This is a genomic window from Ignavibacteria bacterium (assembly GCA_016707005.1).
Classification (GTDB): Bacteria; Bacteroidota; Ignavibacteria; order Kapaibacteriales; family Kapaibacteriaceae; genus UBA10438.
Window position 1 is genome coordinate 772,539 of record JADJIQ010000002.1, and the last position, 22,999, is coordinate 795,537.

At 54.4% G+C, this 22,999-nt stretch carries 23 protein-coding genes; 12 read left to right on the plus strand and 11 right to left on the minus strand.

All coding sequences use genetic code 11. The features are described from left to right. The first annotated feature begins 148 nt into the window (after window positions 1-148). Window positions 149-1,243 carry a HAMP domain-containing histidine kinase gene (locus tag IPI29_06035; GenBank protein MBK7412095.1) on the plus strand — a complete coding sequence of 365 codons (1,095 nt, stop codon included), beginning with the start codon at window positions 149-151 and terminating at the stop codon, window positions 1,241-1,243. A 185-nt stretch (window positions 1,244-1,428) separates the two neighbouring features. Then, window positions 1,429-1,887: a four helix bundle protein gene (locus IPI29_06040; protein ID MBK7412096.1), complete on the plus strand. Its 459-nt coding sequence runs from the start codon at window positions 1,429-1,431 to the stop codon at window positions 1,885-1,887. A gap of 256 nt (window positions 1,888-2,143) precedes the next feature. Here IPI29_06040 and IPI29_06045 read toward each other — a convergent pair whose 3' ends face one another. From IPI29_06045 to trpS, 3 genes are read right to left on the minus strand one after another with little or no spacing between them, the layout of a single operon-like run. After that, the gene (locus tag IPI29_06045; protein ID MBK7412097.1) at window positions 2,144-4,456 is read right to left on the minus strand and encodes a UvrD-helicase domain-containing protein; all 2,313 of its coding nucleotides are present in this window, start codon (window positions 4,454-4,456) and stop codon (window positions 2,144-2,146) included. Beyond that, window positions 4,453-4,689, minus strand: coding sequence for a zinc ribbon domain-containing protein (locus tag IPI29_06050; protein MBK7412098.1), 237 nt, complete (start codon window positions 4,687-4,689; stop codon window positions 4,453-4,455). Before IPI29_06050 ends, IPI29_06045 begins: the two co-directional genes overlap by 4 nt. A gap of 12 nt (window positions 4,690-4,701) precedes the next feature. Continuing rightward, window positions 4,702-5,712 (minus strand): tryptophan--tRNA ligase, encoded by a 1,011-nt coding sequence (trpS, locus tag IPI29_06055; protein ID MBK7412099.1) that lies wholly within the window; start codon window positions 5,710-5,712, stop codon window positions 4,702-4,704. A gap of 60 nt (window positions 5,713-5,772) precedes the next feature. Here trpS and IPI29_06060 point away from each other — a divergent pair, with 60 nt between their 5' ends. From IPI29_06060 to IPI29_06080, 5 genes are all read left to right on the plus strand, one after another. Beyond that, the gene (locus IPI29_06060; protein MBK7412100.1) at window positions 5,773-6,318 is read left to right on the plus strand and encodes a hypothetical protein; all 546 of its coding nucleotides are present in this window, start codon (window positions 5,773-5,775) and stop codon (window positions 6,316-6,318) included. Further along, a complete protein-coding gene (locus IPI29_06065; protein ID MBK7412101.1) occupies window positions 6,315-7,760 on the plus strand; it encodes an aldo/keto reductase in 1,446 nt (481 codons plus the stop codon). The genes IPI29_06060 and IPI29_06065 overlap by 4 nt, the downstream gene beginning before the upstream one ends. A gap of 22 nt (window positions 7,761-7,782) precedes the next feature. Continuing rightward, entirely contained in the window at window positions 7,783-8,436 is a 654-nt protein-coding gene (gene rpe / locus IPI29_06070; protein MBK7412102.1) for a ribulose-phosphate 3-epimerase, read from the plus strand. 67 nt (window positions 8,437-8,503) lie between these two features. Then, window positions 8,504-8,770: a type II toxin-antitoxin system prevent-host-death family antitoxin gene (locus IPI29_06075; GenBank protein ID MBK7412103.1), complete on the plus strand. Its 267-nt coding sequence runs from the start codon at window positions 8,504-8,506 to the stop codon at window positions 8,768-8,770. Next, on the plus strand, window positions 8,767-9,162 hold the full coding sequence (locus IPI29_06080; GenBank protein MBK7412104.1) for a type II toxin-antitoxin system VapC family toxin: 396 nt from the start codon (window positions 8,767-8,769) through the stop codon (window positions 9,160-9,162). Before IPI29_06075 ends, IPI29_06080 begins: the two co-directional genes overlap by 4 nt. A gap of 117 nt (window positions 9,163-9,279) precedes the next feature. Here IPI29_06080 and IPI29_06085 read toward each other — a convergent pair whose 3' ends face one another. The 7 genes from IPI29_06085 to IPI29_06115 are packed head-to-tail and all read right to left on the minus strand — an operon-like array spanning window position 9,280 to window position 16,041. Beyond that, window positions 9,280-10,095, minus strand: a complete 816-nt coding sequence (locus tag IPI29_06085) for a DUF2520 domain-containing protein (protein ID MBK7412105.1) — start codon at window positions 10,093-10,095, stop codon at window positions 9,280-9,282. Next, on the minus strand, window positions 10,092-11,552 hold the full coding sequence (locus IPI29_06090; protein MBK7412106.1) for a cysteine--tRNA ligase: 1,461 nt from the start codon (window positions 11,550-11,552) through the stop codon (window positions 10,092-10,094). Before IPI29_06090 ends, IPI29_06085 begins: the two co-directional genes overlap by 4 nt. A gap of 9 nt (window positions 11,553-11,561) precedes the next feature. Next, window positions 11,562-12,374 carry a 4,5-DOPA dioxygenase extradiol gene (ygiD, locus tag IPI29_06095; GenBank protein MBK7412107.1) on the minus strand — a complete coding sequence of 271 codons (813 nt, stop codon included), beginning with the start codon at window positions 12,372-12,374 and terminating at the stop codon, window positions 11,562-11,564. A gap of 50 nt (window positions 12,375-12,424) precedes the next feature. Continuing rightward, window positions 12,425-13,663 carry an imidazolonepropionase gene (locus IPI29_06100; GenBank protein ID MBK7412108.1) on the minus strand — a complete coding sequence of 413 codons (1,239 nt, stop codon included), beginning with the start codon at window positions 13,661-13,663 and terminating at the stop codon, window positions 12,425-12,427. Further along, on the minus strand, window positions 13,660-13,995 hold the full coding sequence (locus IPI29_06105; protein ID MBK7412109.1) for a hypothetical protein: 336 nt from the start codon (window positions 13,993-13,995) through the stop codon (window positions 13,660-13,662). Before IPI29_06105 ends, IPI29_06100 begins: the two co-directional genes overlap by 4 nt. Continuing rightward, the gene (locus IPI29_06110) at window positions 13,982-15,061 is read right to left on the minus strand and encodes a mannose-1-phosphate guanylyltransferase (GenBank protein ID MBK7412110.1); all 1,080 of its coding nucleotides are present in this window, start codon (window positions 15,059-15,061) and stop codon (window positions 13,982-13,984) included. The genes IPI29_06105 and IPI29_06110 overlap by 14 nt, the downstream gene beginning before the upstream one ends. Continuing rightward, entirely contained in the window at window positions 15,058-16,041 is a 984-nt protein-coding gene (locus IPI29_06115; GenBank protein MBK7412111.1) for an aspartate-semialdehyde dehydrogenase, read from the minus strand. The genes IPI29_06110 and IPI29_06115 overlap by 4 nt, the downstream gene beginning before the upstream one ends. Window positions 16,042-16,076: 35 nt before the next feature. Here IPI29_06115 and IPI29_06120 point away from each other — a divergent pair, with 35 nt between their 5' ends. From IPI29_06120 to IPI29_06140, 5 genes are all read left to right on the plus strand, one after another. Continuing rightward, window positions 16,077-16,796: a phosphatase PAP2 family protein gene (locus tag IPI29_06120; GenBank protein ID MBK7412112.1), complete on the plus strand. Its 720-nt coding sequence runs from the start codon at window positions 16,077-16,079 to the stop codon at window positions 16,794-16,796. Then, the gene (locus IPI29_06125; protein MBK7412113.1) at window positions 16,793-17,581 is read left to right on the plus strand and encodes a carbon-nitrogen hydrolase; all 789 of its coding nucleotides are present in this window, start codon (window positions 16,793-16,795) and stop codon (window positions 17,579-17,581) included. The genes IPI29_06120 and IPI29_06125 overlap by 4 nt, the downstream gene beginning before the upstream one ends. 124 nt (window positions 17,582-17,705) lie before the next feature. Continuing rightward, window positions 17,706-19,073 carry a UDP-N-acetylmuramate--L-alanine ligase gene (locus tag IPI29_06130; GenBank protein MBK7412114.1) on the plus strand — a complete coding sequence of 456 codons (1,368 nt, stop codon included), beginning with the start codon at window positions 17,706-17,708 and terminating at the stop codon, window positions 19,071-19,073. Window positions 19,074-19,137: 64 nt separating this feature from the next. Then, the gene (locus tag IPI29_06135; GenBank protein ID MBK7412115.1) at window positions 19,138-21,276 is read left to right on the plus strand and encodes a peptidylprolyl isomerase; all 2,139 of its coding nucleotides are present in this window, start codon (window positions 19,138-19,140) and stop codon (window positions 21,274-21,276) included. Further along, a complete protein-coding gene (locus IPI29_06140; GenBank protein ID MBK7412116.1) occupies window positions 21,273-22,565 on the plus strand; it encodes a peptidylprolyl isomerase in 1,293 nt (430 codons plus the stop codon). Before IPI29_06135 ends, IPI29_06140 begins: the two co-directional genes overlap by 4 nt. Window positions 22,566-22,609: 44 nt before the next feature. Here the strand turns inward: IPI29_06140 and IPI29_06145 are convergent, their stop codons facing one another. Next, entirely contained in the window at window positions 22,610-22,963 is a 354-nt protein-coding gene (locus IPI29_06145) for a four helix bundle protein (protein MBK7412117.1), read from the minus strand. Between the last annotated feature and the right edge of the window lie 36 nt (window positions 22,964-22,999).

Sequence of the window (22,999 nt, forward strand, 5' to 3'; positions counted from 1 at the left end):
TCGACTGTTTCGGCCACTCACCAAATTCGCACAACCACGCCAGTTTGCAGCTTGTAACAAAACGGAGCAATTCGTAGCGGTGTTGGAGAATAGGCCCGGTAAATTGCATTCAGAATTACAGCCCAATCCGTTCGAGTCCGAGAAGCACATGTCACAGTCACCCCGCACAATCCTGCTGATCGATGCTGATGCATCGCGTCGCACTGAGACCGCCCGCCAGATCATGGTGCACGACGTTTCTGTCCTGCTGGCTTCAGACATGGTAACGGCACAATCCCTCGTACGCCACCACCGGCCGTCAGCCGTGGTCGTCGATGCTGCCTTCATCCGGCAACCGGACCTGCGTGAAAAACTGTACATCCATGGCCTTAACATTGACACACCCTTCATCGTCTTGGCAGACGAACGCGAGCCCCTTGCAGAGACATCAGCCCCGTATGGAGTGATCTCTCGTCCGCTCACCGACGCCGGCATTCAGTCTCTGCTCACCATTCAAGGCCTGCCGGTATACGGCGAAACGCCTCCCTTGGTGAATCAGAATCAGTCCACACAGCCTTCCTTGTTGTATGCGCTGCCACACGAATATCGCACGCCACTGACGGACATCATCGGTCAGGCATCATTTCTTCACGGTCATGCCACAGAAGTTCCGGTAGAAGACATCCGCGACGTGAGTGCTGAGATCCTCTCCGCCGCCCGCAGATTGCTCCGCACAACAGACAACTTCCTCATGTATGCCCAGATCGAGACACTTGCCGAGAGTCCGCTCCATGTTGAGCGGATGCGTCAATGTACATCGCGCGAGCCAGCCATGATCGTCTACGACGCTGCGATCCAGCGTGCGTTGGCACATCAGCGTCAGGGCGACATGTCGGTTGCTCTTGATATTGAGGGAGTGCCCCTTGCTATGATGGAGCAGCATCTCGACAAGATCATGACCGAACTCGTCGACAACGCCTTGTACTACAGTCGCCTTGGCACCCCGGTCAGCGTAAACGCCACCGCCACCACCCGCGACGTAGTCTTCACCATCCGCGACCACGGTGTTGGGATGCAAGAACAAGAACTCATGCAGATCGGCGCCTACCGTCAGTTCCGCCGTCAGTCACAGGAACAACAAGGCATCGGCCTTGGCCTCATCATAGCCAAGCGCCTCGTTGAACTCCACGGCGGAACGTTCACGGTAAGCAGCGCCTTGGGTATGGGGACGAGTGTGACGTTCTCGATACCTAGAGCCGCTTAGGCTTTTTAAGCGCCTTTGTAAGCGCCTTCTTCAAGCGCCTTTGTAAGCGCCTTTGTAAGCGCCTTCTTCAAGCGCCTTTGTAAGCGCCTTTGTAAGCGCCTTTGTAAGCGCCTTCTTCAAGCGCCTTTGTAAGCTGAGTCACGTTTAAGGGTTGTGAGAGTACGAAGAGGTTTTAGGGGAACCCTATGTCTCTTCTTCAACTCCGCATGTATAAACGGGCCGGCGAGATCTCTGATGAGGTTGCTCTGTTTGCAAGTGCATGGCCGCACATCCATCGGAACACGATCGGAGATCAGATCATTAGAGCGGCGGATTCGATCTCAAACAACATTGCTGAAGGGTATGGCAGAACAGCAACAGGAGAACGCATCCAGTTTCTGATGTATGCCGATGGCTCGATCTCAGAAACAAGAAACTGTCTACATAGAGCATTCGGCCGGAACCTCATCGACGCAGACACCAACGCTCGACTTCAACAGCGCCTCGTATCATTGTCGATTAGTATCGTAGAGTTCGCACATGCTATAATTGAAAGAGACCCATCATACAAGGGTCCATTCCGCGAACGAATCGCAAAACGCCGCGCCTGGCTTGTGAAGAAGCTCGCCAAGAACGGCGCAGCTCCCCCAAACGAACAATCTTAAAGAAGGCGCTTGCAGAAGGCGCTTGCAGAAGGCGCTTGAATAAGGCGCTTGAATAAGGCGCTTGAACAATGCGCTTGAACAAGGCGCTTGAACAAGGCGCTTGAACAAGGCGCTTGAACAAGGCGCTTGAACAAGGCGCTTGAACAAGGCGCTTAACGAAGGCGCTTAGAGAAGGCGCTTGAACAAGGCGCTTAGAGAAGGCGCTTGAACAAGGCGCTTGAACAAGGCGCTTAACGAAGGCGCTTGCAGAAGGCGCTTACAAAGCCTCCAGCCTAGCAAACGCAACCATCAACTGCTTCCTTTGACCGTTATCAAACAGCACGGTGGCCTTTTCACTCTGACCTGTGCCGCTTACGGAGCTGATGGTGCCGGCGCCGAACATGGGGTGTTTGACGCGCTGACCTACCTTGACGGATGAAGGGCCTTCTGGGGCCGGACCTTGCACGCCACGGGCCTTGGGTTGGCTGACGCTGGTATAGCGCTTTGGCATTGGCAGCTGTGAATACGACTCACCCTGCGCCACCTGAGAATACGAGGATTGTTTTGGTGATGAGGGGGCTGTTCGTGGCGCTGCTTCCCGTGCATTGTTGCCGGTCATACTGCGTGCAGATGGTGCAAGGGTGTCCTTGTCGATCTCACCTAAGAACATGGATGGACGGGAGAAGACGAGTTCGCCAAAACGGTACCGACGTTCTGCGTAGGAAAGAACGAGCTGCTCACGTGCGCGTGTGATGCCCACATAAAGGAGTCTGCGTTCTTCCTCCTGCTCCATCATGTCGGTCTCTGCCTTTGCCAACGGGAACAAACCTTGTTCGAGTCCGGCAATAACAACGAGGGGAAACTCAAGCCCCTTAGCAGCATGCATGGTCATCATGGCGATACGTTCTGTTCCAAGCTTTGGATCATCAGCATCACTGAGCAAGGCGATCTGCTCGAGGTAGTTGATGAGGGTCATGTTCTCATCAAGCTCTTGCTGCTCGGCGATGTGATCGAGGAGACGTTCAATGTTGTTCCATCGATCGAGTGCTTCTTCCGACTGTTGAAGCTTGTACATCTGGGGGAGCCCCGTTGCCTCGATATAGGCCTGGGCAAGTGATGCAGGAGCAAGCTCGGGCATCATCTCCTGGTAACGAGCGATGATCCCAACGAAGTCCTTGACGGCCTTTGCCGTGCGGGCCTGCATCATGGGGACGGTTTCGATGTTTGATAGGACTTCGAAGACCGGACTGTTGGTTCGGACAGCAAACTCTTGAACGCGTTCAAGGGTTGTAGCGCCAATACCACGCGCAGGCTCATTGATGACGCGGAGGATGCTCTCGGTGTCGTTGGGGTTGACGAGGAGTCGCAGATAGGCGAGGACGTCTTTCACTTCCTTACGCTTATAGAAACTCACTCCGCTCACGATATGGTATGGAGTGTTCCCTCTACGCAGTGCATCTTCCAATGCTTGCGATTGAGCGTTGGTGCGATACAGAATGGCCACGTCCTTGTACGAGTATCCGTACTTCTCAACGCGTGAACGTATCGTCCGTGCGATCATGTCGGCTTCTTCGCGGTCATCTCTGCACGCAAGAACAGTGATCTTTTCGCCTTCGATGTTGTCGGTGAAGAGCGACTTCTTCAGCTGCTTGGTGTTGCGCTTGATCACGCTATCTGCCGCCGCAAGAATGGTCTTGGTTGACCGGTAGTTTTGCTCGAGACGGACAACCTTTGATTCGGGATAGTCGCGCTCAAAGTCGAGGATGTTGCGGATATCCGCACCACGCCACCGGTAGATACTCTGCGCGTCATCGCCCACAACACAAAGGTTGCGGTACTTCCGCGCCAACATCGTCACCACTTGATACTGTGCACGGTTGGTGTCTTGATACTCATCCACCAGCAGATATCGGAATCTATCCTGCAACGACTCGAGCACGTCGGGATGATGTTCAAGAAGTCTGATGGTATTGAGCAACAGATCATCAAAGTCCATCGCATTACTCTGCGCCAGACGTTTCTCGTACTCCTCAAAGATCTGTCCGGTCTGCTTCTCAAGAACAGAGTCTGCACTTCGCACATACTCCTGCCACGAGATCATGGAGTTCTTCGCACTCGAGATCCGTCCACGTACACCATTCACCGGCACAACCTGCTGCGAAACACCAAGCTGATTCATCACAGCCTTGATCGCTGCGGCTTGATCGTCGGTATCGTAGATCGTGAACGATGATGTGTAGCCGATCCTATCAGCGAACTGACGAAGGATCCTTGCGAACACCGAGTGGAATGTACCGGCCATCATTGATCGTGCTATGCCCCCTCCCACAAGATGAGAGATGCGTTCCTTCATCTCCTGGGCGGCCTTGTTGGTAAAGGTCAGCGCAAGAACGTGAGATGGGTTCACACCCAAACGCAAAAGGTAGGCGATGCGGAAGGTGAGAACGCGTGTTTTACCGGAGCCCGCACCGGCAATGATGAGGACCGGACCTTCTGTGGTGCTCACGGCTTCTGCTTGAGCGGCGTTGAGTCCGTTGAGAAGATCACCGGCCGGCGTGCCATCACCCATTGGCGTTAGAGTAAGGGTCATTCACCTTCTCCGGAACCCGAGCCGGACTTCTTCACGTAGTCGGTATGGTAGAATCCGCCGCCCTTGTAAATGATGCCGCTTCCGCCGGTGATGCGACGTTCCACATGCCCCTTCCCTTTTTCCGGTTGATCGCAGATCTCTGCCGGACAGGTAGTAAGGGGCTCCTCCTTCATCGCTTGCATGTACTCAAAGTTCTTGCCGCACGTTGTGCAGACGTAGTCATAGGTTGGCATTGTGATGTGTCCTTACAATTCAACGAAACCGGTCTTCTTGTAGACCTTGCGAAGGACCTTACGTGCACGATCGCGTGCATGCTCGGCACCTGCCTTGAGCGTTGCCTTGAGCGACTCTTCGTCCGAGCGAAGCGCAGTGTAGCGCTCTCTCACCGGACGAATGAACGCAACCAACGCTTCGCCTACAGCTTCCTTGAATTCCGCATAACCGAGTCCGGCAAAGTCTGCTTGAATCTCGGCGATGCTTTTTCCTGTTGTGATATGATGAATGGTCATGAGGTTGGCCACGCCCGGACGCTTTTCGGCATCGTAGACGATATCTGTTCCGCTATCGGTAACGGCGCGTTTGATCTTTGACATGATCACGTCATCGGAATCGATGAGGAAGACCGTTGCCTTGTCGTTGGCGTCCGACTTGGACATCTTCTTTTCCGGCTCCTGCAGCGACATGATCTTGGCCCCAACCTTCGGGATGAACGGTTCGGGCACGGTGAACGTAGGCGAGTAGTGGAAGTTGAATCGTTCGGCAAGATTGCGTGTGAGTTCAAGATGCTGACGTTGGTCTTCCCCTACCGGCACAAGGTCGGCGTTATAGAGCAAGATGTCAGCGGCCATCAGCACAGGATAGGTGAAGAGTCCAACATTCACATTGTCCGCATGCTGCGCACTCTTGTCCTTGAACTGCGTCATCCGAGACACCTCACCAAACCCAGCCAGACAATTCAGGACCCATGCAAGCTGGGCGTGTTCAGGGACGTGACTCTGGATGAACAACGTAGAGACGTTCGGGTCGATCCCGGCCGCCATATACATCGCCGCCACATCCAGCGAACGCTTCCGCAGTTTGGCCGGTTCCTGGCGCACCGTGATGGCGTGTAGGTCCACCACACAGAACAGAGAATCATACTCGTGCTGCAATTCCACCCAGTTCTTGAGCGCACCGGCGTATTGGCCAAAGGTGAGGTCGTTGGTGGGCTGCATCCCCGAAAGGATCGTCTTTTTTTGTGGTGTGGTTGTTTCCATAGCTCGCGAAAATACCGACCTCTTGAGTGAATGACGCATTTTTGCAGGATGTTCACTCAAATGCGCCTTGCCGCCGCCCTTCTGATGACGTTGATAAGCGTCGGAATGTCCACCGCCCAGGAAGAAATGGGTGATGAACCCCAACCGTCAGGTTCGTGGACGATGCTCTCTGTTCATCGTACCTGGTCACCCCAAGAACGTGACTTTCCGAACGGAGGTTTTGGGATCCAGTCCTTTGTGGATCTAGATAAGCCCCGTAGATGGTGGCTCGGTTTTGCCCTTCGCGGGACAGGCGTCTCAAAACGCGACGTGCTCTCGCTCATGATCGGTCCGGGCGTCTATCTGGCGGGTGACTCGCGCCTCGGACTCTTTGCATACGTGCATACCGGCCTAGCAATGGGCTCTTCGCAAGGTCTTGGTGGGTTCGACGTCTTTTCCGACCCTTCCACCACGTACGGACTTTCAACCGTGGGTGGCATTGGCGGCAACATCGAGGTCAGCAAATGGCTTCGTCTGCATGCGGCCTTGGTTGGCTCCTGGTTCACAGCCGAGCGCGGACAAACTCCCTACGGCGTTCAGATCGGCATAACCTTTGGCGGCAGATGATCGACTCTCTTTCACCTACACGAACAGGATCAGATATGGCAGGGGGCTTGGGTTTCGGGTGTTATCGCGTGAGTCAGAGTGATCCCGTCCACGACGAGGCAATGCGTCAAGCACTTGCCCACGGCGTTGATATGGTGGACACCTCGTCCAACTACAGCAACGGCAAGAGCGAGATGTTGGTTGGCACGGTACTGGCCTCCATCCCGGAAGCGAAGCGTCCGACGGTAGTGACAAAACTCGGCTACATCCAAGGAGACATGCTGGATCTGGCCAAGGCACGCGCTTCCATGGGCGACGAACTCGCAGACGTTGTGAAACTCTCCGATTCTGCCTGGCACTGCATTCATCCGGACTTTCTCGAAGAAGCACTTTCCACTTCTTTTGAACGCATCGGCATCACGCCTATCGATGTAGTTCTGCTGCACAACCCCGAGTATTATCTGCAGATCGCTCATCAGAGCGGAACGTCACTTGATGAGGCACGCACAGAATTCTACCGTCGCATAGAACTCGCCTTCGCGTGGCTGGAACGTGCTGTTACCGATGGTCGCATCAAATCCTATGGCATCTCCTCCAACACCTTTGCTAATGCAACAGACGCACCCGATGCCGTTTCTCTAGAACTCTGTTTTGCGTGTGCGGAACGAGTCGGTAATAGTGGGCATCATTTCACTACCGCCCAGATGCCAATGAATGTTGTTGAACATGGCGCTGCAACAACAACGAACCAAGCCGGAGGTACGTCCACCACGTTGGAACGAGCCGTTCAGCTGGGGGTGAAGGTCATCGTCAACCGACCGTTGAATGCGATCGTCGACAGCGACCTCATCCGACTCGTCTCCCACCCCATGCCATCGCATATCGTCCACCCCGACGATGTAGAACAACGCATACATGCCCTTGAGACCATCGAGCACGACCTCGTGAATTCCATCATGGCAGGGGGCTCCTTGTCTGAACGGGAGACGCAAGTAGCGCAGGAAGCGTTCCGCATCGCCGGCGCGTTATGTTCTGCATGGACAAAGTTCCAGGGTCTACCGCACTGGCGAGACGTGCGTGCCACCTATCTCGATCCACGGCTCGAAGCGGCAGCGATGTTCGCAGACCGCGCACCTGACCCTGCAGCTGTACACTCGTATTTGCATGACGTAGAACACGTGCTGATCGACATCGACGTGGTGTATGCCGCGGAAGAGAATGCTTCGCTAGAAGAGCTCCGTCAGATCCTTGCTGACGAATTCGGCATGCCGATCGACACTCCCCTTCAGCATATTGCCGTACAGTCACTACGGTGCACTCCCGGCGTGGACCATGTTCTTGTGGGAATGCGACGTCCCGAATACGTAGAAGACATTCTCTCCGTCTTTGAGTTGCCCGAACCAACCTATCATCGAGCAACATGGCAACGCGTTGCAGAACACTTGGCACGACTTTCGCAGTGACAACAATCATAAAGCACACATCATGATCCAGATCGCCCCTTCCCTCCTCGCTTCAGACCTCCTGCGCATTGGAGACGATGTGCGTGCTTGCGAACGTGCAGGTGCAGACGTGTTGCATGTGGATGTGATGGATGGGCACTTTGTTCCTCCCATCACCTTTGGGCCTGCATTTGTTCAGCAGCTCAAGCGCATCACCTCCATGCCGCTTGATGTCCATCTGATGGTGACGAACCCCGACCATCAGGTAGAGCAGTTTGCCGAGGCCGGTGCAGATTGGATCAGTGTTCATGCAGAGGTGGCACCACACCTCCATCGCACACTTGCACGGATCAAGAGTCACGGCTGCAAAGCCGGCGTTGTGCTCAACCCCGCAACTCCCCTTGAGTATGCCTTTGAGGCAGCCGGAGAATCGGACTTCATCCTCCTCATGAGCGTCAACCCCGGATATGGCGGTCAGTCATTCATCCCAAGTTTCCTTACGCGTTGCGAGCGACTCCGCGCATGGCTCGATGCCAATGGTCACAGCAACGTTCAGATCGAAGTGGACGGCGGCATCAAGATCGACAATGCACGTCAGGCCGTTGACGCCGGCGCATCGATCCTTGTATCAGGCAGTGGCCTTTTTGCCGGAGATCTTGGGGCGAATATTGGTGAGATGAAGAAGGTTGTCGCTTAGCTAAGTTGACTTCTCCTTAGCCCTTTTGCATGTTGCATGTCACGTTTCCCTTCAACGGAGGCACTACATGATCATGGTCAATATGCACACAGCAAAGTCAACCCTCTCACAGCTCGTAGAGGAAGCTCTCATGGGAGAGGATGTGGTTATTGCCCGCAACGGCAAGCCCGTCGCAAGGCTTGTGGCTTTCATTCCGGTTGACACATCGAAGCTTCGTCCCATTGGACTTGGGTGCACAGGAGTGCCGTTAATCGACAATTCTGAGTTTGAGCTTTTGTCAGCCACAAACCCAGATGTCTACGAAGAGAACCCCAACGATCCGTTGAACGAATGAACAAGTCACTTCTCGTTGACACTCATACTCTTCTCTGGTACGACGATGAACCAGACAAGCTATCGGGTGCGGTTCGCAAGGTGCTTCGCAACCCCAATGCGACAATATTTGTTTCTCCTATAAGCCTCTACGAGATCGCTCAGAAGGTGCGTCGCCAATCATTGCCATCGGCAACGCATCTCGTCAACGAGATCCACGTTCGCCTTCGTTTGTATGGGTTTACTATTCTACCGGTCAATGATCACCATGCACTCCGAGCCGCTAACCTCGATTGGGATCACCGTGATCCATTTGATCGAATGATCGCAGCTCAAGCACTCGAAGAACATTGCGTCCTCGTTACAAAGGATGTTGCCTTCGCGGGCGTGAGCGGGCTGAAGACACTTTGGTGACGGAGCGCTTTACCCCCATGACTACGTCATGGGCTAGCGAACTTTCGCCCCTACGGGGCTGATCGAATGTTCGCTATTCGCTATTCGCTGCCTCGACTTCGCTCGGCATGACGTTCGCTAACGCAGCATCAGCTCCATCTCATCCCTCGTTGCACTATCCAATCCGCCCCCTACCACTTGGAGGAGGGCGAGAGAGAGGTTGCGGTAGAGATCTCGTTCTTCCGGTGGGATACTCTCGAACTGACGTCGCACGCCGTCTACATCGCCGCGCATGAGGGGGCCGGTAATGGCAAAGGGGAGATTCTTCTCCAGTGCTTCGGATGCATTCTTCAACGTGCGCTGCATGATGGGAATGAGAAAGACATCTGCGGGGATGTCTGCATCATCGGCAAGTCGGCGCGCTAACTCATACGCTGCATAGGTAAAGTTCGATGCAGCAACTGCAGCTGCATGATATCGGCGCTTCCGCTCATGAGACATGTCGGTCATCAACCACGGGATACCGCCGAGGAGCTCAACGAACTCGCGCGTACGATGCCACGCCGCATCATCACACTGCACGCCCCATCCTATCGCATCGAGGGCTGACGGATCGTCATTGCCAAATGTTTGGAACGGATGTGCGGCTGCAGCAAGTGCACCAACATCATGAACGGGGCTTAGCAATTCGGTGCCGAGTGAACCATTGACGTGGAGCACGAGAACGTTCTGAAGGTCGTTGCCGCGCTTCTCTACGATGCGATCTACCACTGCGCGGAGCACGTCGTCCTTGGTGGCAACGATGATGATGTTGCCGATGGGATCCGTGCTATTGCACCAAGCATCAAAACCATCCCGACGTACAACAGTAACCGCAACACCACGCTCGTTGAGTCGATGATGGATTGCACCACCAACTCGACCTCGACCAACGATGGTAACGTGCGTGATCATGCCATTGGTTCGAGTGTGTAGGAGTCCTTCCCATCATTCATCGTCCAGCCAAGAGCAGTTAGCTGCGCACGCAGTCTGTCGCTCTCCGCCCAATCCTTGGCCGAACGTGCAGTCCAACGCTGCTCTGCGATAGATGCTACATCATCAGGGATTACGATCACCGGACGATCAGCGATCTCGAAGACTGCAAGGACGTCGTTGATCTCCGCGAGGACACCGAGAACAGACGACGCTTCGTCTGGAGTAAGACTTGATGCTGCGTGCTGACCGATGAACGAGAACAACGCCGCAAGTGCTTTTGGTGTGTGGAGATCGTCAGCAAGTTCGGTGAAGACAGAGGTGCGGAGCTCACTCGCAAGGGCGCTACTCCCGGAACTCGCAGTGGAGCGTTCCTTCACATCATAGATGTAGTCTTGGATCTTGGTGCGGGCAGCAGAAGCCCCTTTCACTCCATCGAACGTGAAGTTATAGACCGTGCGGTAATGTGCCTGGAGCATTGCGAAACGTACGTCGAGTGGGTCGATGCCCTTTGCTACAAGGTCTCGCATGGTGTAGAAGTTGCCAAGCGACTTCGACATCTTCTTGCCTTCTACTTCGAGGAATTCGTTGTGCACCCAGAACGTTGCTTGGTCGTGCTCGTGATATCCAGCCGTGCACTGCGCAAGTTCATCTTCGTGATGCGGGAAACGCAGGTCTACACCGCCCGTATGGATATCGAACGGCAATCCAAGAATGTCCTTTGACATCGCAGAGCATTCGATGTGCCATCCCGGACGTCCGGGAAGGTTTGTGCCGTTAACGTCGTAGTCCCAATACGGTTCGCCTTCCTTGCGCGCCTTCCAAAGAACGAAGTCGCTCACCGACTCACGATCATATTCATCTGCATCAATGCGCACACCTTCTCGGAAGTGTTCCGTGTCGATGGCAAAGAGTCTGCCATACGCATGATCCTTAGCATAGGCGGCAACATTGAAGTACACGGAGCCATCACTTGCATACGCATACCCAGCCGCCAGGATATCGTTGATCAGCGCCTGCATCTGCGGGATGTAGTCTGTGGCAAGGGGCTGAGCAGCAAAGTGATCTTTGACGATGTTGAACGACGCAAGATCGCGATGAAACTCCTCTGCATAGAACGCCGTGAGCATCTTCAGATTTGCGAGTGCATCTGTGGTTTGTGTGCCCATTTCTGGTCGCCACTTCTCAGAACCAACTGCGCTATCACGGATCGTTTTGTCATCGATATCTGTGATGTTCATCACCCACGAAACATCAAAGCCCCCTACCACTCGCAGTGTCCGTTGCAGCAGGTCGGGCAAAAGAAACGCCCGCATGTTTCCAATGTGTGCCACATCATAGACCGTTGGTCCGCACGAGTACATTCGCACACGAGTAGGGTCTAACGGGCTGAACGCATCAATGCGTTTGGTGAGCGTGTTGAAGAGTCGGATGTTCATGCTGCAAAGTTACCCCACCACAAACGATCTCATACTCACACTGCCAAGATCGATCTGTTCATTGAAGAATGTGAGGCTTTCGTTCTTCTCTGCCATCGATAGGGCGTAGATCATGGGAAGATAGTGTTCATCGGTTGGGATGGCCATCTGGGCGGCGGTGCCGAGCGAACGATAGTTGGCGAGAGAGGCGATGTCTCGTGATTCAATGAGGCGTTTGGATGTGGCGTCGAACTCCAGGGCCCAGTCGAAAGGAGCCCCTTCCATCTTCATCCGACGGAGGTTGTGGACGATGTTTCCGCTACCGATAACAAGGACACCCTTGGTTCGCAAGAGTGCGAGGTCCTTGGCAAGGTCACTGTGCTGCTGGGGTGTGAGATTCACATCGAGACTGAGCTGGAGGACGGGGATGGTGGCCTTGGGATACATGCGCACAAGAACCGACCACGTGCCGTGATCCAAACCCCATTCGTGATCGAGCTCGATGGTCTTCTTTGTAAGCTTGGCTATCTCATCAGCAAATGCGGGTGAGCCGGGTGCAGGATATTGCACGGCGAAGAGTTCATCGGGGAAACCACCGAAGTCGTGGATGGTCTTGGGGTGCTCCATCGCCGTCACCTTGGTCCCGCGCGACTGCCAATGTGCACTCACACAGAGAATGGCCTTGGGCATTGGAAGCTCCCTGCCAAACTTCTCCCAGACACGAGCAAACGTGTTGTCGGTGATGGCATTCATCGGATTGCCATGTCCCACAAACATCACCGGCATGCGAGGTGTGGAAGGGGCTCCAGCAAACGTCTTAGCAAAGGTTGGGAGATCGAGCATGGATCCTGCTCCAATGGTAACGAGTGACGTGATGATGGTGCGACGGTCGATCACGAGACCTCAGTGCCTCCGACCCATACACCCCAGACGTGATTGACGCCGAAGTGGTAGACGATGTCCTTATACGATGGCACGTCATAGACCACAACATCTGCGAACTTTCCTACTTCGAGCGAACCAAGATCATTGGCAAGTCCGAGCGCAGCCGCACCATGCAGCGTTGACGCAACAATGGCTTCCTCAATACTCATTCCCATGTTGATGCAGGAGAGTGAGAGAATGGTCTGCATGTTCTCGGTAAAACACGACCCGGGATTACAGTCTGTAGCGAGGGCAACAACTGCCCCCTCATCGATCATCGTCCTTGCATCGGGATATGGGAGTCGGAGCGTATAGGCTGTCCCCGGCAGAAGCGTACACACAACACCGGCATCACGCAGAGCTTGTATCTCTGTGATGGTACTGTGCTCAAGATGATCGGCACTGATACATCCAACACGTGCAGCCATGGTGGATGCACCAACAAGAGCGATTTCATCGGCGTGGATCTTGAGTCGCAACCCATGCTCCCGTGCGGCATTGAGGATGCGCTCTCCTTGAGCTTCGGCAAAGAACCCTGCATCAACAAACACATCACAGAACGATGCTGTGCCCTGCTCACGTACACGTGGCAACATTTCGTTGACCACAAGATTCACATAGGCTTCAGGGTCGTGCTTGTATTCAGGGGGCACAGCATGGGCGCCGAGGAACGTTCCCACAACACGTGCTTCGTGACCCAATTGTAGCTGACCTATGGCGTCGAGGAGTCGGAGCTCACTCTCAACATCCAACCCATACCCACTCTTGATCTCTGCTGTGGTTGTGCCATGCTGCAGGGCCGACGTGAGGAGTGCATCCCCTACGTCGATGAGTGATTCAACATCTGCTTCGCGCACGGCACGCATGGTGGTGAGAATACCGCCGCCCTCAGCTGCGATCTCGGCGTACGAAGCACCTGCAAGCCGACGGGCAAACTCACCGGAACGTGAGCCGGCAAAGACCATGTGTGTATGCGAGTCTACAAACCCAGGCATCACGGTCTTACCCGAACAGTCAACAACCTCGACATCTGCTGATAGATGCTGTTTTGCTTCCGACGTTGGACCGATCCAAAGGATCCGCTCATCAAAGAGCATGGCGGCATTGGTGAGTTCACCCACATCTCGCATGGATGAACCGGTCTTCGACAACGATCCATCAGCACTCACGGTCACCAGCGAGTCGATATTCATCAGAAGGGTCTTCATGCGTCGTCTCCTTCTGAGCGTTGGTGTTCTGCGCGAGTACGCGCCTTGGCGAGTTGACGTTCAATGATGAGCTCAGCGATCAGCTCTGGTACGTCCGGCGGGATCGCTGTTGCGAAAATCTCATTCACCACTGCTTCTTGAACATCGATGCGATAGAGAATGGCCATGAGCTTTTCAGGATTGGCATTCAACAGATGAATGATCCGACTCACAAGTTCTTCGCGGATCTGCTGCAGGATGTCGTGCTCCGTGAGCCCATGACCTTCATCGATATCAAAGGCAATGGCGATGCGGTCTGCCGCACTGCGCGCGAGGGCATCAGAGGACGTCACGTCTGCCCTCCGCTCGTAGTGTGGTGACGATCTTCTTCACATCCTGCGCACGGTCCTTGGGACAGATCAACGTTGCATCATTCGTTACCACCACGACCAAGTCTTCGATACCAATGGTCGTTACGACATGCGAGCCGCTATGAGCATTGACGATCACCGAACCTTCCGAATCGATCACCACCGACTCACCTTGCACAACATTGCGATGGTCATCAAGGGGTTGCATACGCTCCAAAGCATCCCACGACCCAACATCATCCCACGGGAAGGAGGCCGGCACAACGAACACGTTCTTTGCACGCTCCATGATTCCGTAGTCGATGGAGATGTCCGGCATCTCTGCAAAGGTTGCAGCCAAGGAACCTCTGTCTCCCGCAGCGATCGATGCAGCCATCACCTCGATCTTTTTTCCTACGTCGGGAAGCAGTGCGAACATTGCTTCACGCAACGTGTTGGTGCGCCAGAAGAACATCCCGCTGTTCCACACATACCGTCCGCTCAGTACATACTCACGAGCTGTTTCGAAATTTGGTTTCTCTTTGAACGCCGCCACACGCGACACTTCACCTTCAGCGATACGTTCCGCAACGTTGATATAGCCATAGCCCGTCTCTGGCCTTGTTGGCGGAATACCCATCGTCACCAACGCATTATGCGTCTCTGCATAGGTCAACGCCGTTGACACATCATTACGGAATGCACTAGCATTTCCGATGAAATGATCCGCCGTGAGAACGGCCATTAGTGCATCGCCCCCTTCACGCTGATCGATCACACTGCAGGCCAATGCCAAACACGGCGCGGTGTTGCGTTTTGATGGTTCGGCAATGACGTTGTTCGGCGGGAGTTTCGGCAGCGCGTCAATGATCGGCTGTCTCAACACCTCACTCGTGATGATCAAGATCCTCTCAAGCGGGATAAGGGGCTCCACACGCGCGATGGCCTCTTCCAACATTGTGATGTCGGGCGAAGTAAGCTTGAGAAGTTGCTTTGGCCTCTTCATGCGTGAGAGCGGCCAGAAACGTTCGCCGGATCCGCCGGCCATGATGACAACGTAGGAGTTCATTGGCGCTCTGCTAGTGTTTCAAGGATCTGAACCGCGTTTGTTGCAGCCCCTTTTCGAAGATTGTCGGCCACGATCCACATCAAGACGCCGTTCTCAACGGATTCGTCCTTGCGGATACGTCCAACATAGACCGGATCCGTATCGTTGGAGACCTTTGGCGTTGGGTAGACGGCATGGACGGGATTGTCCATCACAACGATGCCGGGAGTGGACGAGAGAAGAGCGCGCACATCAACATCGGTGCATGGACGCAACGTCTCAACCGCTACAGATTCTCCGTGACCGCCCAAGACCGGCACTCGAACACACGTTACGGCAAGGGGCAGATCCGGCAGGTGCATGATGCGTCGTGTCTCGCGGATCATCTTTGTTTCTTCTTCCGACGATTCTCCAACACCACCGATGGTGTGGAAGACCGTATTCCCGGCCAGCGTATGACCGGTGATGCGAACTGTTGGCTCGTTACCGGCAAGTTCTGCATTGAGCTGGTCAAGCCCCTTCTGTCCAGCACCGCTTGGTGTTTGATACGTACTCACAACAACACGCTTGAGTCCAAAAGCATCGCTGATCGGTTTCAGAGCAACAACCATCTGGATCGTACTGCAGTTCGGATTGGCGATGATGCCCTTGTGGAGGAAGGCATCTGAGGCATTCACCTCCGGGACAACCAACGGAACATCTGGGTCCATCCGCCAAGCGCTTGAGTTGTCGATCACCGTGCACCCTGCGGCCGCAGCTATCGGCGCATATTCCTTGCTAAGAGCACCACCGGCACTGAACAGCGCAACGTCGAGGCCGTTGAAGCTCTCAGGTTTGAGCTCCTTCACAACCAGGTCCTGACCACGGAACGGTATCACCGTGCCGGCACTTCTGCCCGAGGCGAGCAAGGTGAGGGAGGAAAGTGGCGTTTCTCGCTCTTCGAGAACGCGGATCATGGTTCGGCCAACAAGTCCTGTTGCGCCTACGATAGCGATGTTCATAGCTGACGAAGATACGGTCACCACTACATTTGCACATGCACCGACTCTTGCTCGTCGTCCTCTTCGCTACAACCTGCTCCCTCTCGGCACAAGACTGCGGCAACCTCCCATGGGAGGCCAACCTCACGTATCGAGCGAACAGCATCGAAAGCGCCTTTCTACGGGACATGTCCAAGGTAACCTCCGATGCTCTGCTGCCCCTTGCCATTGGTGTACCGGTTGGACTCTATGTGTACGGCATGATCGCACCGGAAGGGAGCAACCTTGCAGACAAACGGTATGCTGCGGAATCCGGACTCCAGACGTTTGTGACCATGGGCCTCACGTATGGCGTTGTGATCGTTCTGAAGAACGTGATCGACAGACCAAGGCCGTATGAAGCGTATCCCGGATGCATTCAGAACTACCGTAATGATTCCGACGGATCCATGCCTTCCGGACACTCTGCCGGCTCGGCGGCCCTTGCCACCTCGCTCATTCTCAGATATCCGCAGTGGTATGTGGTAGCCCCTTCCGTTGCCTATGCCCTCTATACCGGTTTTGCCCGACTCAATCTTGGCATGCATTATCTCACCGATGTGCTCGTGGGCTACGCAATCGGCATAGGAATCGCGCTTGGTGTGAACGCCCTCAACAATGAGTTGTTTGACCTGGCCGATCCAATTCTGCCCAATGCCGCTAACTCACAAACGATATTGTTGAACTTCACGCCAACACAGTCCATTCCTGTCTTCTCGATGAGCATCCCGCTATGATGCGCCTCGCTACCGTACAGTTCTGTCCCGCGTACAGAGATCCGGATGCCAATACCGACTTCATTGTGGAGACCATTGCCAGTACTGAAGCGGACGTCATCGTCTTTCCCGAACTCGCCACCAGCGGATATTTCTTTGTCACCCGCGAAGAAGTAGGGGGCATTGCAGAGCCCCTTACCGGACCTCATATCACCCGCATCATCAACGCTGCAAAAACTCACGGTCGCATAGTGATCTGCGGTTTTGCTGAGCGTGATGGAGACCGTCTCTTCAACTCAGCGGTGATTGCCGGACCGAACATCGAAACACAGGTCTATCGCAAAACGCATCTGTTCTACAAGGAGACGCTGTGTTTTGACGAGGGCGATAGCGGTTTCTCCGTTGTTCATCTACCCCATCTCGATTGCAATCTCGGCGTGATGATCTGCTACGACTGGCGTTTTCCTGAAAGTGCCCGGACCCTTGCACTCAAGGGAGCTGACGTGATCGCCTGCCCATCAAACCTCGTCACCCACATCTGGCGCATGGCCATGCCCGTACGCGCCCTCGAGAACAAGGTCTACCTGGCAGTGGCCAACCGCTACGGCACAGAATCCAACACCGAAGAAGACGTCACCTTCAACGGCCAAAGCGTGATCTACTCCTACAACGGAGACGTACTGGCAAGCGCCGATGCAGTTGGCACAACCACACTCATCACCGAGATCGACCCCACCGCCACCCGCAACAAGACATTCAATTCTGTTAATGACATCCTTGCCGATCGCCGCCCAGAGAGATACTAGTTACTGGTTACTAGTTACTGGTTACTAGTTACTTGTAACTGGTAACTGGTAACTACTAACTAGTAACTAGTAACTAGTAACTGGCAACTAGTAACTAGTACTTAGTAACTAGTAACTTGCAACTATGACGTTTTCCTCCGTTCGACACATCCACTTCGTTGGCATTGGTGGCATTGGCATGAGCGGGATCGCCGAGATCCTTCTTTCGCAGGGGTTTGTTGTCAGTGGCTCAGACCTTAACCGAAGTGAAGTAACGGACCACCTTGCAACTCTTGGGGCGCGCATCTGCATTGGGCATGATGCACAACACGTAGATAACGCCGAGGTAGTGGTCTACTCCAGTGCCGTTCGTCCACAGGAGAACCCCGAGACGTTGTTCGCCTTGGAGCGCAAGATCCCGATCATCCGTCGGGCAGAGATGCTCAGCGAGGTCTCCCGACTGAAGTATTGTCTGGCCATTGCCGGCACTCACGGCAAGACAACCACCACGTCCATGTGTGGCATCGTGATGATGAAGGCTGGCATGGACCCAACGGTCATTGTTGGCGGACGTCTCAAGGGACTTGGTGGCACGAATGCCCGGCTTGGACAGGGCGACTGGATCGTACTCGAGGCCGATGAATACGACCGTTCCTTCCTCCAGCTCTTGCCCACCATTGCTGTGATCACGAATGTAGAGGCGGATCACCTTGACATCTATAGTGACCTCGACGATATAAAGGGGGCGTTCATCGAGTTCTCAAACAAGGTGCCGTTCTATGGCACTGCAGTGGTCTGCTTAGATGATCCGGGCGTGCGCGCCATCCTGCCGTCCATCAAACGGGTGGTTGTCACCTACGGCATGTCTGCGCAGTGTGATGTGCGCGCTGCAGACATCAGCTACAACGAACGCTCCTCCACCTATACACTCGTACACAAGGGGAGCCCCCTTGGAGAGATCGAGCTTCACGTACCGGGTGACCACAACGTCCGCAATTCCCTTGCTGCTTGCGCAACTGCTCTTTTGTGCGGTGTTCCGTTCGATGTGATCAGGGATGGTCTTGCAGAGTTCGGAGGCGTGTTCCGTCGGTTCGAAGTCAAGGGAGAGGTAGGGGGCATCCTGGTCGTAGACGACTATGCCCACCACCCTACCGAGATCCGCTCAACGCTCACCGCGGCCCGACGTGGTTGGAAGCGTCGGATCGTTGCCGTGTTCCAGCCGCACACCTATACCCGAACCAGGGATTTCTACGCCGAGTTCGCCACTTCCTTTGACGAGGCCGATGTTTTGATCCTCACAGACGTTTATCCGGCACGCGAAGAGCCAATTCCGGGGGTCAATGGGAAGCTTATCGCGGACGCTGCCAGGGATGCCGGACACCGCAACGTGCACTATGTAGAAGCGCCTGCAGACATCCCGGCACTGCTCAAGACCCTGGTTTTGGAGGGCGATATGGTGCTCACAATGGGTGCCGGAGATATATGGAAAGTAGGGTCGGCACTGCTCGCCTGACTATTTTTGTGGTTCGGGCGTCTGTGACCCCCGTATCCACTCACAATCCCAGTGTACCCATTTCATGACGATCTCCGCCATGACGACGAATTCTCGTGTTCTCTCGATCGCTCTCGGTCTTGTGTGCATCGCTTCTATCGCGTCAGCCCAGAAAAGCAAAAAGTCGGCAACACCGGCAAAAACGTCAACCCCTTCCACCGTGATCGCCACGGTTGGAACAGAGAAGATCCTTCTCTCCGACGTTGAGCGCGCATTTCAAAAAAACTTGTCGCGTCGGGATACGAAGCTTACTTCAGTGCCACGAGACACCGCCCTTGAATTCCTGCGCCTCTACACGAACTATCGATTGAAGGTGCAGGACGCACACGATCGTGGTCTCGACAAGGACTCCGCAGTGAAGGTAGACCTTGCGAACAATCGCAAGCTCCTTTCAGAGACGTTCTTCTATGACAAGGCAGTAGCTGACTCGCGAGTGGATCAGCTGTCACGTCGTAGAATGAAGGAGCTCCAGATCGGCATCATCTTGTGCGCGATCGCCGATCCGCAGACCAAACAATGGGATACGGTTGGAAGCAAGCTCAAGGCAGAACGTCTTATCGCACAACTCAACGCCGGTGCTGACTTCGAGAAGATCGCTCGTGATTCATCGGACGATAAGGAGACCGCTGCGAACGGAGGGATCCTTCCGTGGATCTCCGGCGGTTCGATCATCAAGGCCGTAGAAGACGAAGCATATTCTTTGAAGGCTGGGCAAGTGAGCCCGAAGCCCGTGAACTCGCGTTTCGGATACTTCGTGGTGAAGGTCTTCCGTGAGGAGCCCCGTGACCAAGTGAAGTTCCGTCACATCCTTCTTTCCGCAAAAGATGGCAGAGACTCAGCCGCAACAGATCGTTTTGCAGACACGCTCATCACCATCCTCAAGATGAAGCCGGCTCAACAAGCAGCTGCATTGCGTGCGATGAAGATCGAGCCAACGGGCGATGCCTTTTCTGACCTGGCAAAGGCCGTGTCGGACGACAAGACGTCCGCTGCCAAGGGCGGCTTCCTCGGCTCATCATATTCCCGCTCCGGCGGAATGGATGCCAATGGTTCCCGTCTTGTACCGGCCTTTGAGAACGCGGTGTTTGCACTCAAGGATGGCGAGCTCTCCGGCAAGGTCAAGACGATCTACGGAACACACATCATGATCCGTGATTCCACCAAGAAGCCTGATGCTGTGGCGGAGCGCGACGCGGCAAAGCGCACCTATCGCAGACTTTACTTCGAAGAAGACAAGAGGATCGTTCTCGATTCTGTGAAGAAGCACCTTGGATATCAGTGGATGGATCAAACATTGATCATGTTTATGAGTGCGATCGATACCACGAAGAACACACAAGACACAACGTGGTCACGCTCACTCACACCGTATCAATCAGAACAGATCATCTACAAGATGCCACGCGGCCCGATCACAGTAGGCCAATTCCGCGACTCACTTCGCCTGCGCATCGATATGCGAGGATACTCGCTCAACCGTGCCGGGCTTGAGCGTGCAATGAATCGCATCGCAGACCCACTTGCCCTAGAGCAGGCCACTGCAGACCTCGAAACGAAGTATCCGGAGTTTGCCTCGTTGATGCAAGAATTCAATGACGGCATCTTGCTCTTCAAGGTAGAAGAGAAGGAAGTCTGGAGCAAGCTACGATTTGACACTACCGATGCGCGGGTCTTCTATGACTCAACCAAGTCGCGTTGGATGACCGAGCAGAAGTACGACCTCACCGAGCTCTACGTACTCAGCGACTCCCTTGCAAAGGCCTTGAGCGATAGAATCAAGAAGGGCGAGAACATTGCCACACTTGCCGCACAACACACGCAACGCGAAGGTGGCAGGGATAAGAACGGCGCTGTGAAGTCGGCATCACCTAAGACCTCAAAGGTTGCAGCGAAGATCACTGCCACAACAAAGGTTGGGGACATCATCGGTCCGTTTGCAGCCGACGCCGGTTGGGCGGTCATCCGCCTTGATGCCGTTGTTCCGCCACAACAGAAGTCCTTTGAAGCAGCACTCAGTGAGCTCGCTCCGGCCTATCAGGATGCGCTGCAGAAGCGTCTCACCGAGAACTGGCTCTCCGGTGTGCGCAAGCTTCACCCTGTTGTGTATGACACCGCTGTTATCGACAAGATATGGGGCAAGGCCTCGTCAGTGAAAACGAAATGAAAAGCCCCATGCGCACACTCAACATCTTCTTCATGTGCCTCCTTGTACTTGGCATCCCTACCTCTGTTTGGGCCCAAGACTCCATGGAAGGTATCATTGCCATCGTTGGTCGTGAGATCGTTCTCAAGTCCGATGTAGACGGTCAGATGGAGATGTTGGCCCAGCGTGATCCGCGCGTAGACCGCAAGGACGTCAAACTGCGTCAAGCAATCCTCGATCAGCTCATCAACGAGCGCCTCATCATGACCAAGGCCATAGAGGACAGCATTGAGGTAACAGATGAAGAGATCACGCAGCGCATGGAATATCAGATCCAAACACTGATCCAGCAATTCGGCTCAGAGAAGCGTATCGAAGACATGTACGGCATGAGCATGATGCGCATCCGACGTGAATTCCGCGATGAGATCCGCAAACGTCTTCTCGTGGAGAAGATGCAACAGAAGCAATTCGGTCAGGTCAAGGCCTCCCGTGCAGATGTGGAAGCGTTCTACGCCAAATACCGCGACTCCTTGCCTAAGGTACCGGAACGTGTAGACCTCTTCCACATCGTGAAGTACGTGAAGGCCTCCGACGAAAAGAACAAGGAAGCATACACCCTTGCCATGCGTATCAGAGACTCCATCGTAAAAGGGGGCTCCTTCAGCGACTTCGCACGCAGGTATTCCGGAGATCCGATCTCTGCATCGAACGGTGGCGACCTCGGAACCGTTGATCGCGGCAAATTTGTCCCGGCTTTCGAAACCGCTGCATTCAACCTGTCCCCTGATGAGATCTCTCAACCAGTCGAGACGCCGTTCGGATGGCACGTTATTCAGCTCATCAGCAAGACAGCAACCTCGATGACTGCGCGACACATCCTCATTCGCGTAGGTCAGAGCGACGAAGACCGAGAACGCGTTAAGACCGAACTCGTTGCACTCAAACAACGTGTTGAAAAGGGCGAGAACTTTGAGACACTCGCTCGTGAATTCAGTGATGAAAAAGAGACCCAAGGCTTCGGTGGATCAATGGGTCAGATCGAACTCGCCCGTCTTCCGGAAGAGATGCAAACATCTCTCAATGCCATGAAGGACGGTGCTGTCTCCGACCCTTCACCGTATGCCGCAGACCCAACTAAGCCCGGCTTCCACATCCTCTACCGCAAGCGCATCATCCCTGCTCACACCCCGTCCGTCGACGAAGACTACAAACAACTCGAACAAATGGCATCCTTCGAAAAGAAGCAACGCCTCGAACAAGAGTGGGTGCAGAAGCTGCGGAAAGAGTTGTATTGGGAAACGCGTTAGAGTGCTAGAGTGCTAGATTGTTAGAGTGCTAGATTGTTAGACCCTCATCTGGTTTTTGGGGGTCGTTGTTGATTGCGAACTGCGGTAGATATAGACGAACTCATCAGCCGTCCAAGCTCATCAAGAAGACCATCGATCGTTTGTTTCCATGAGCTTGGCACTCCATTTCTTTCGGTGAAATGGATAGAGAGAGATTCGGCTTCTCGTAACTCCTTATGAGCAAGCTTCAGTTTGTGTATGAGGTCTCGCCGACTTTGGCAGCTCTGCGCTTCAGAGATGTTATTCATGACAGCTAGGGCGACACCCTCCGTCTGATTTCCAAGACGAAACAGATGTTGACTGTTTACGATCCTCACAACTTCTAACAGATAGATCGATAACAGACGCGATTTTATCATTGATGGGGACGTCATCCTTCTATGTGCTACTAACAC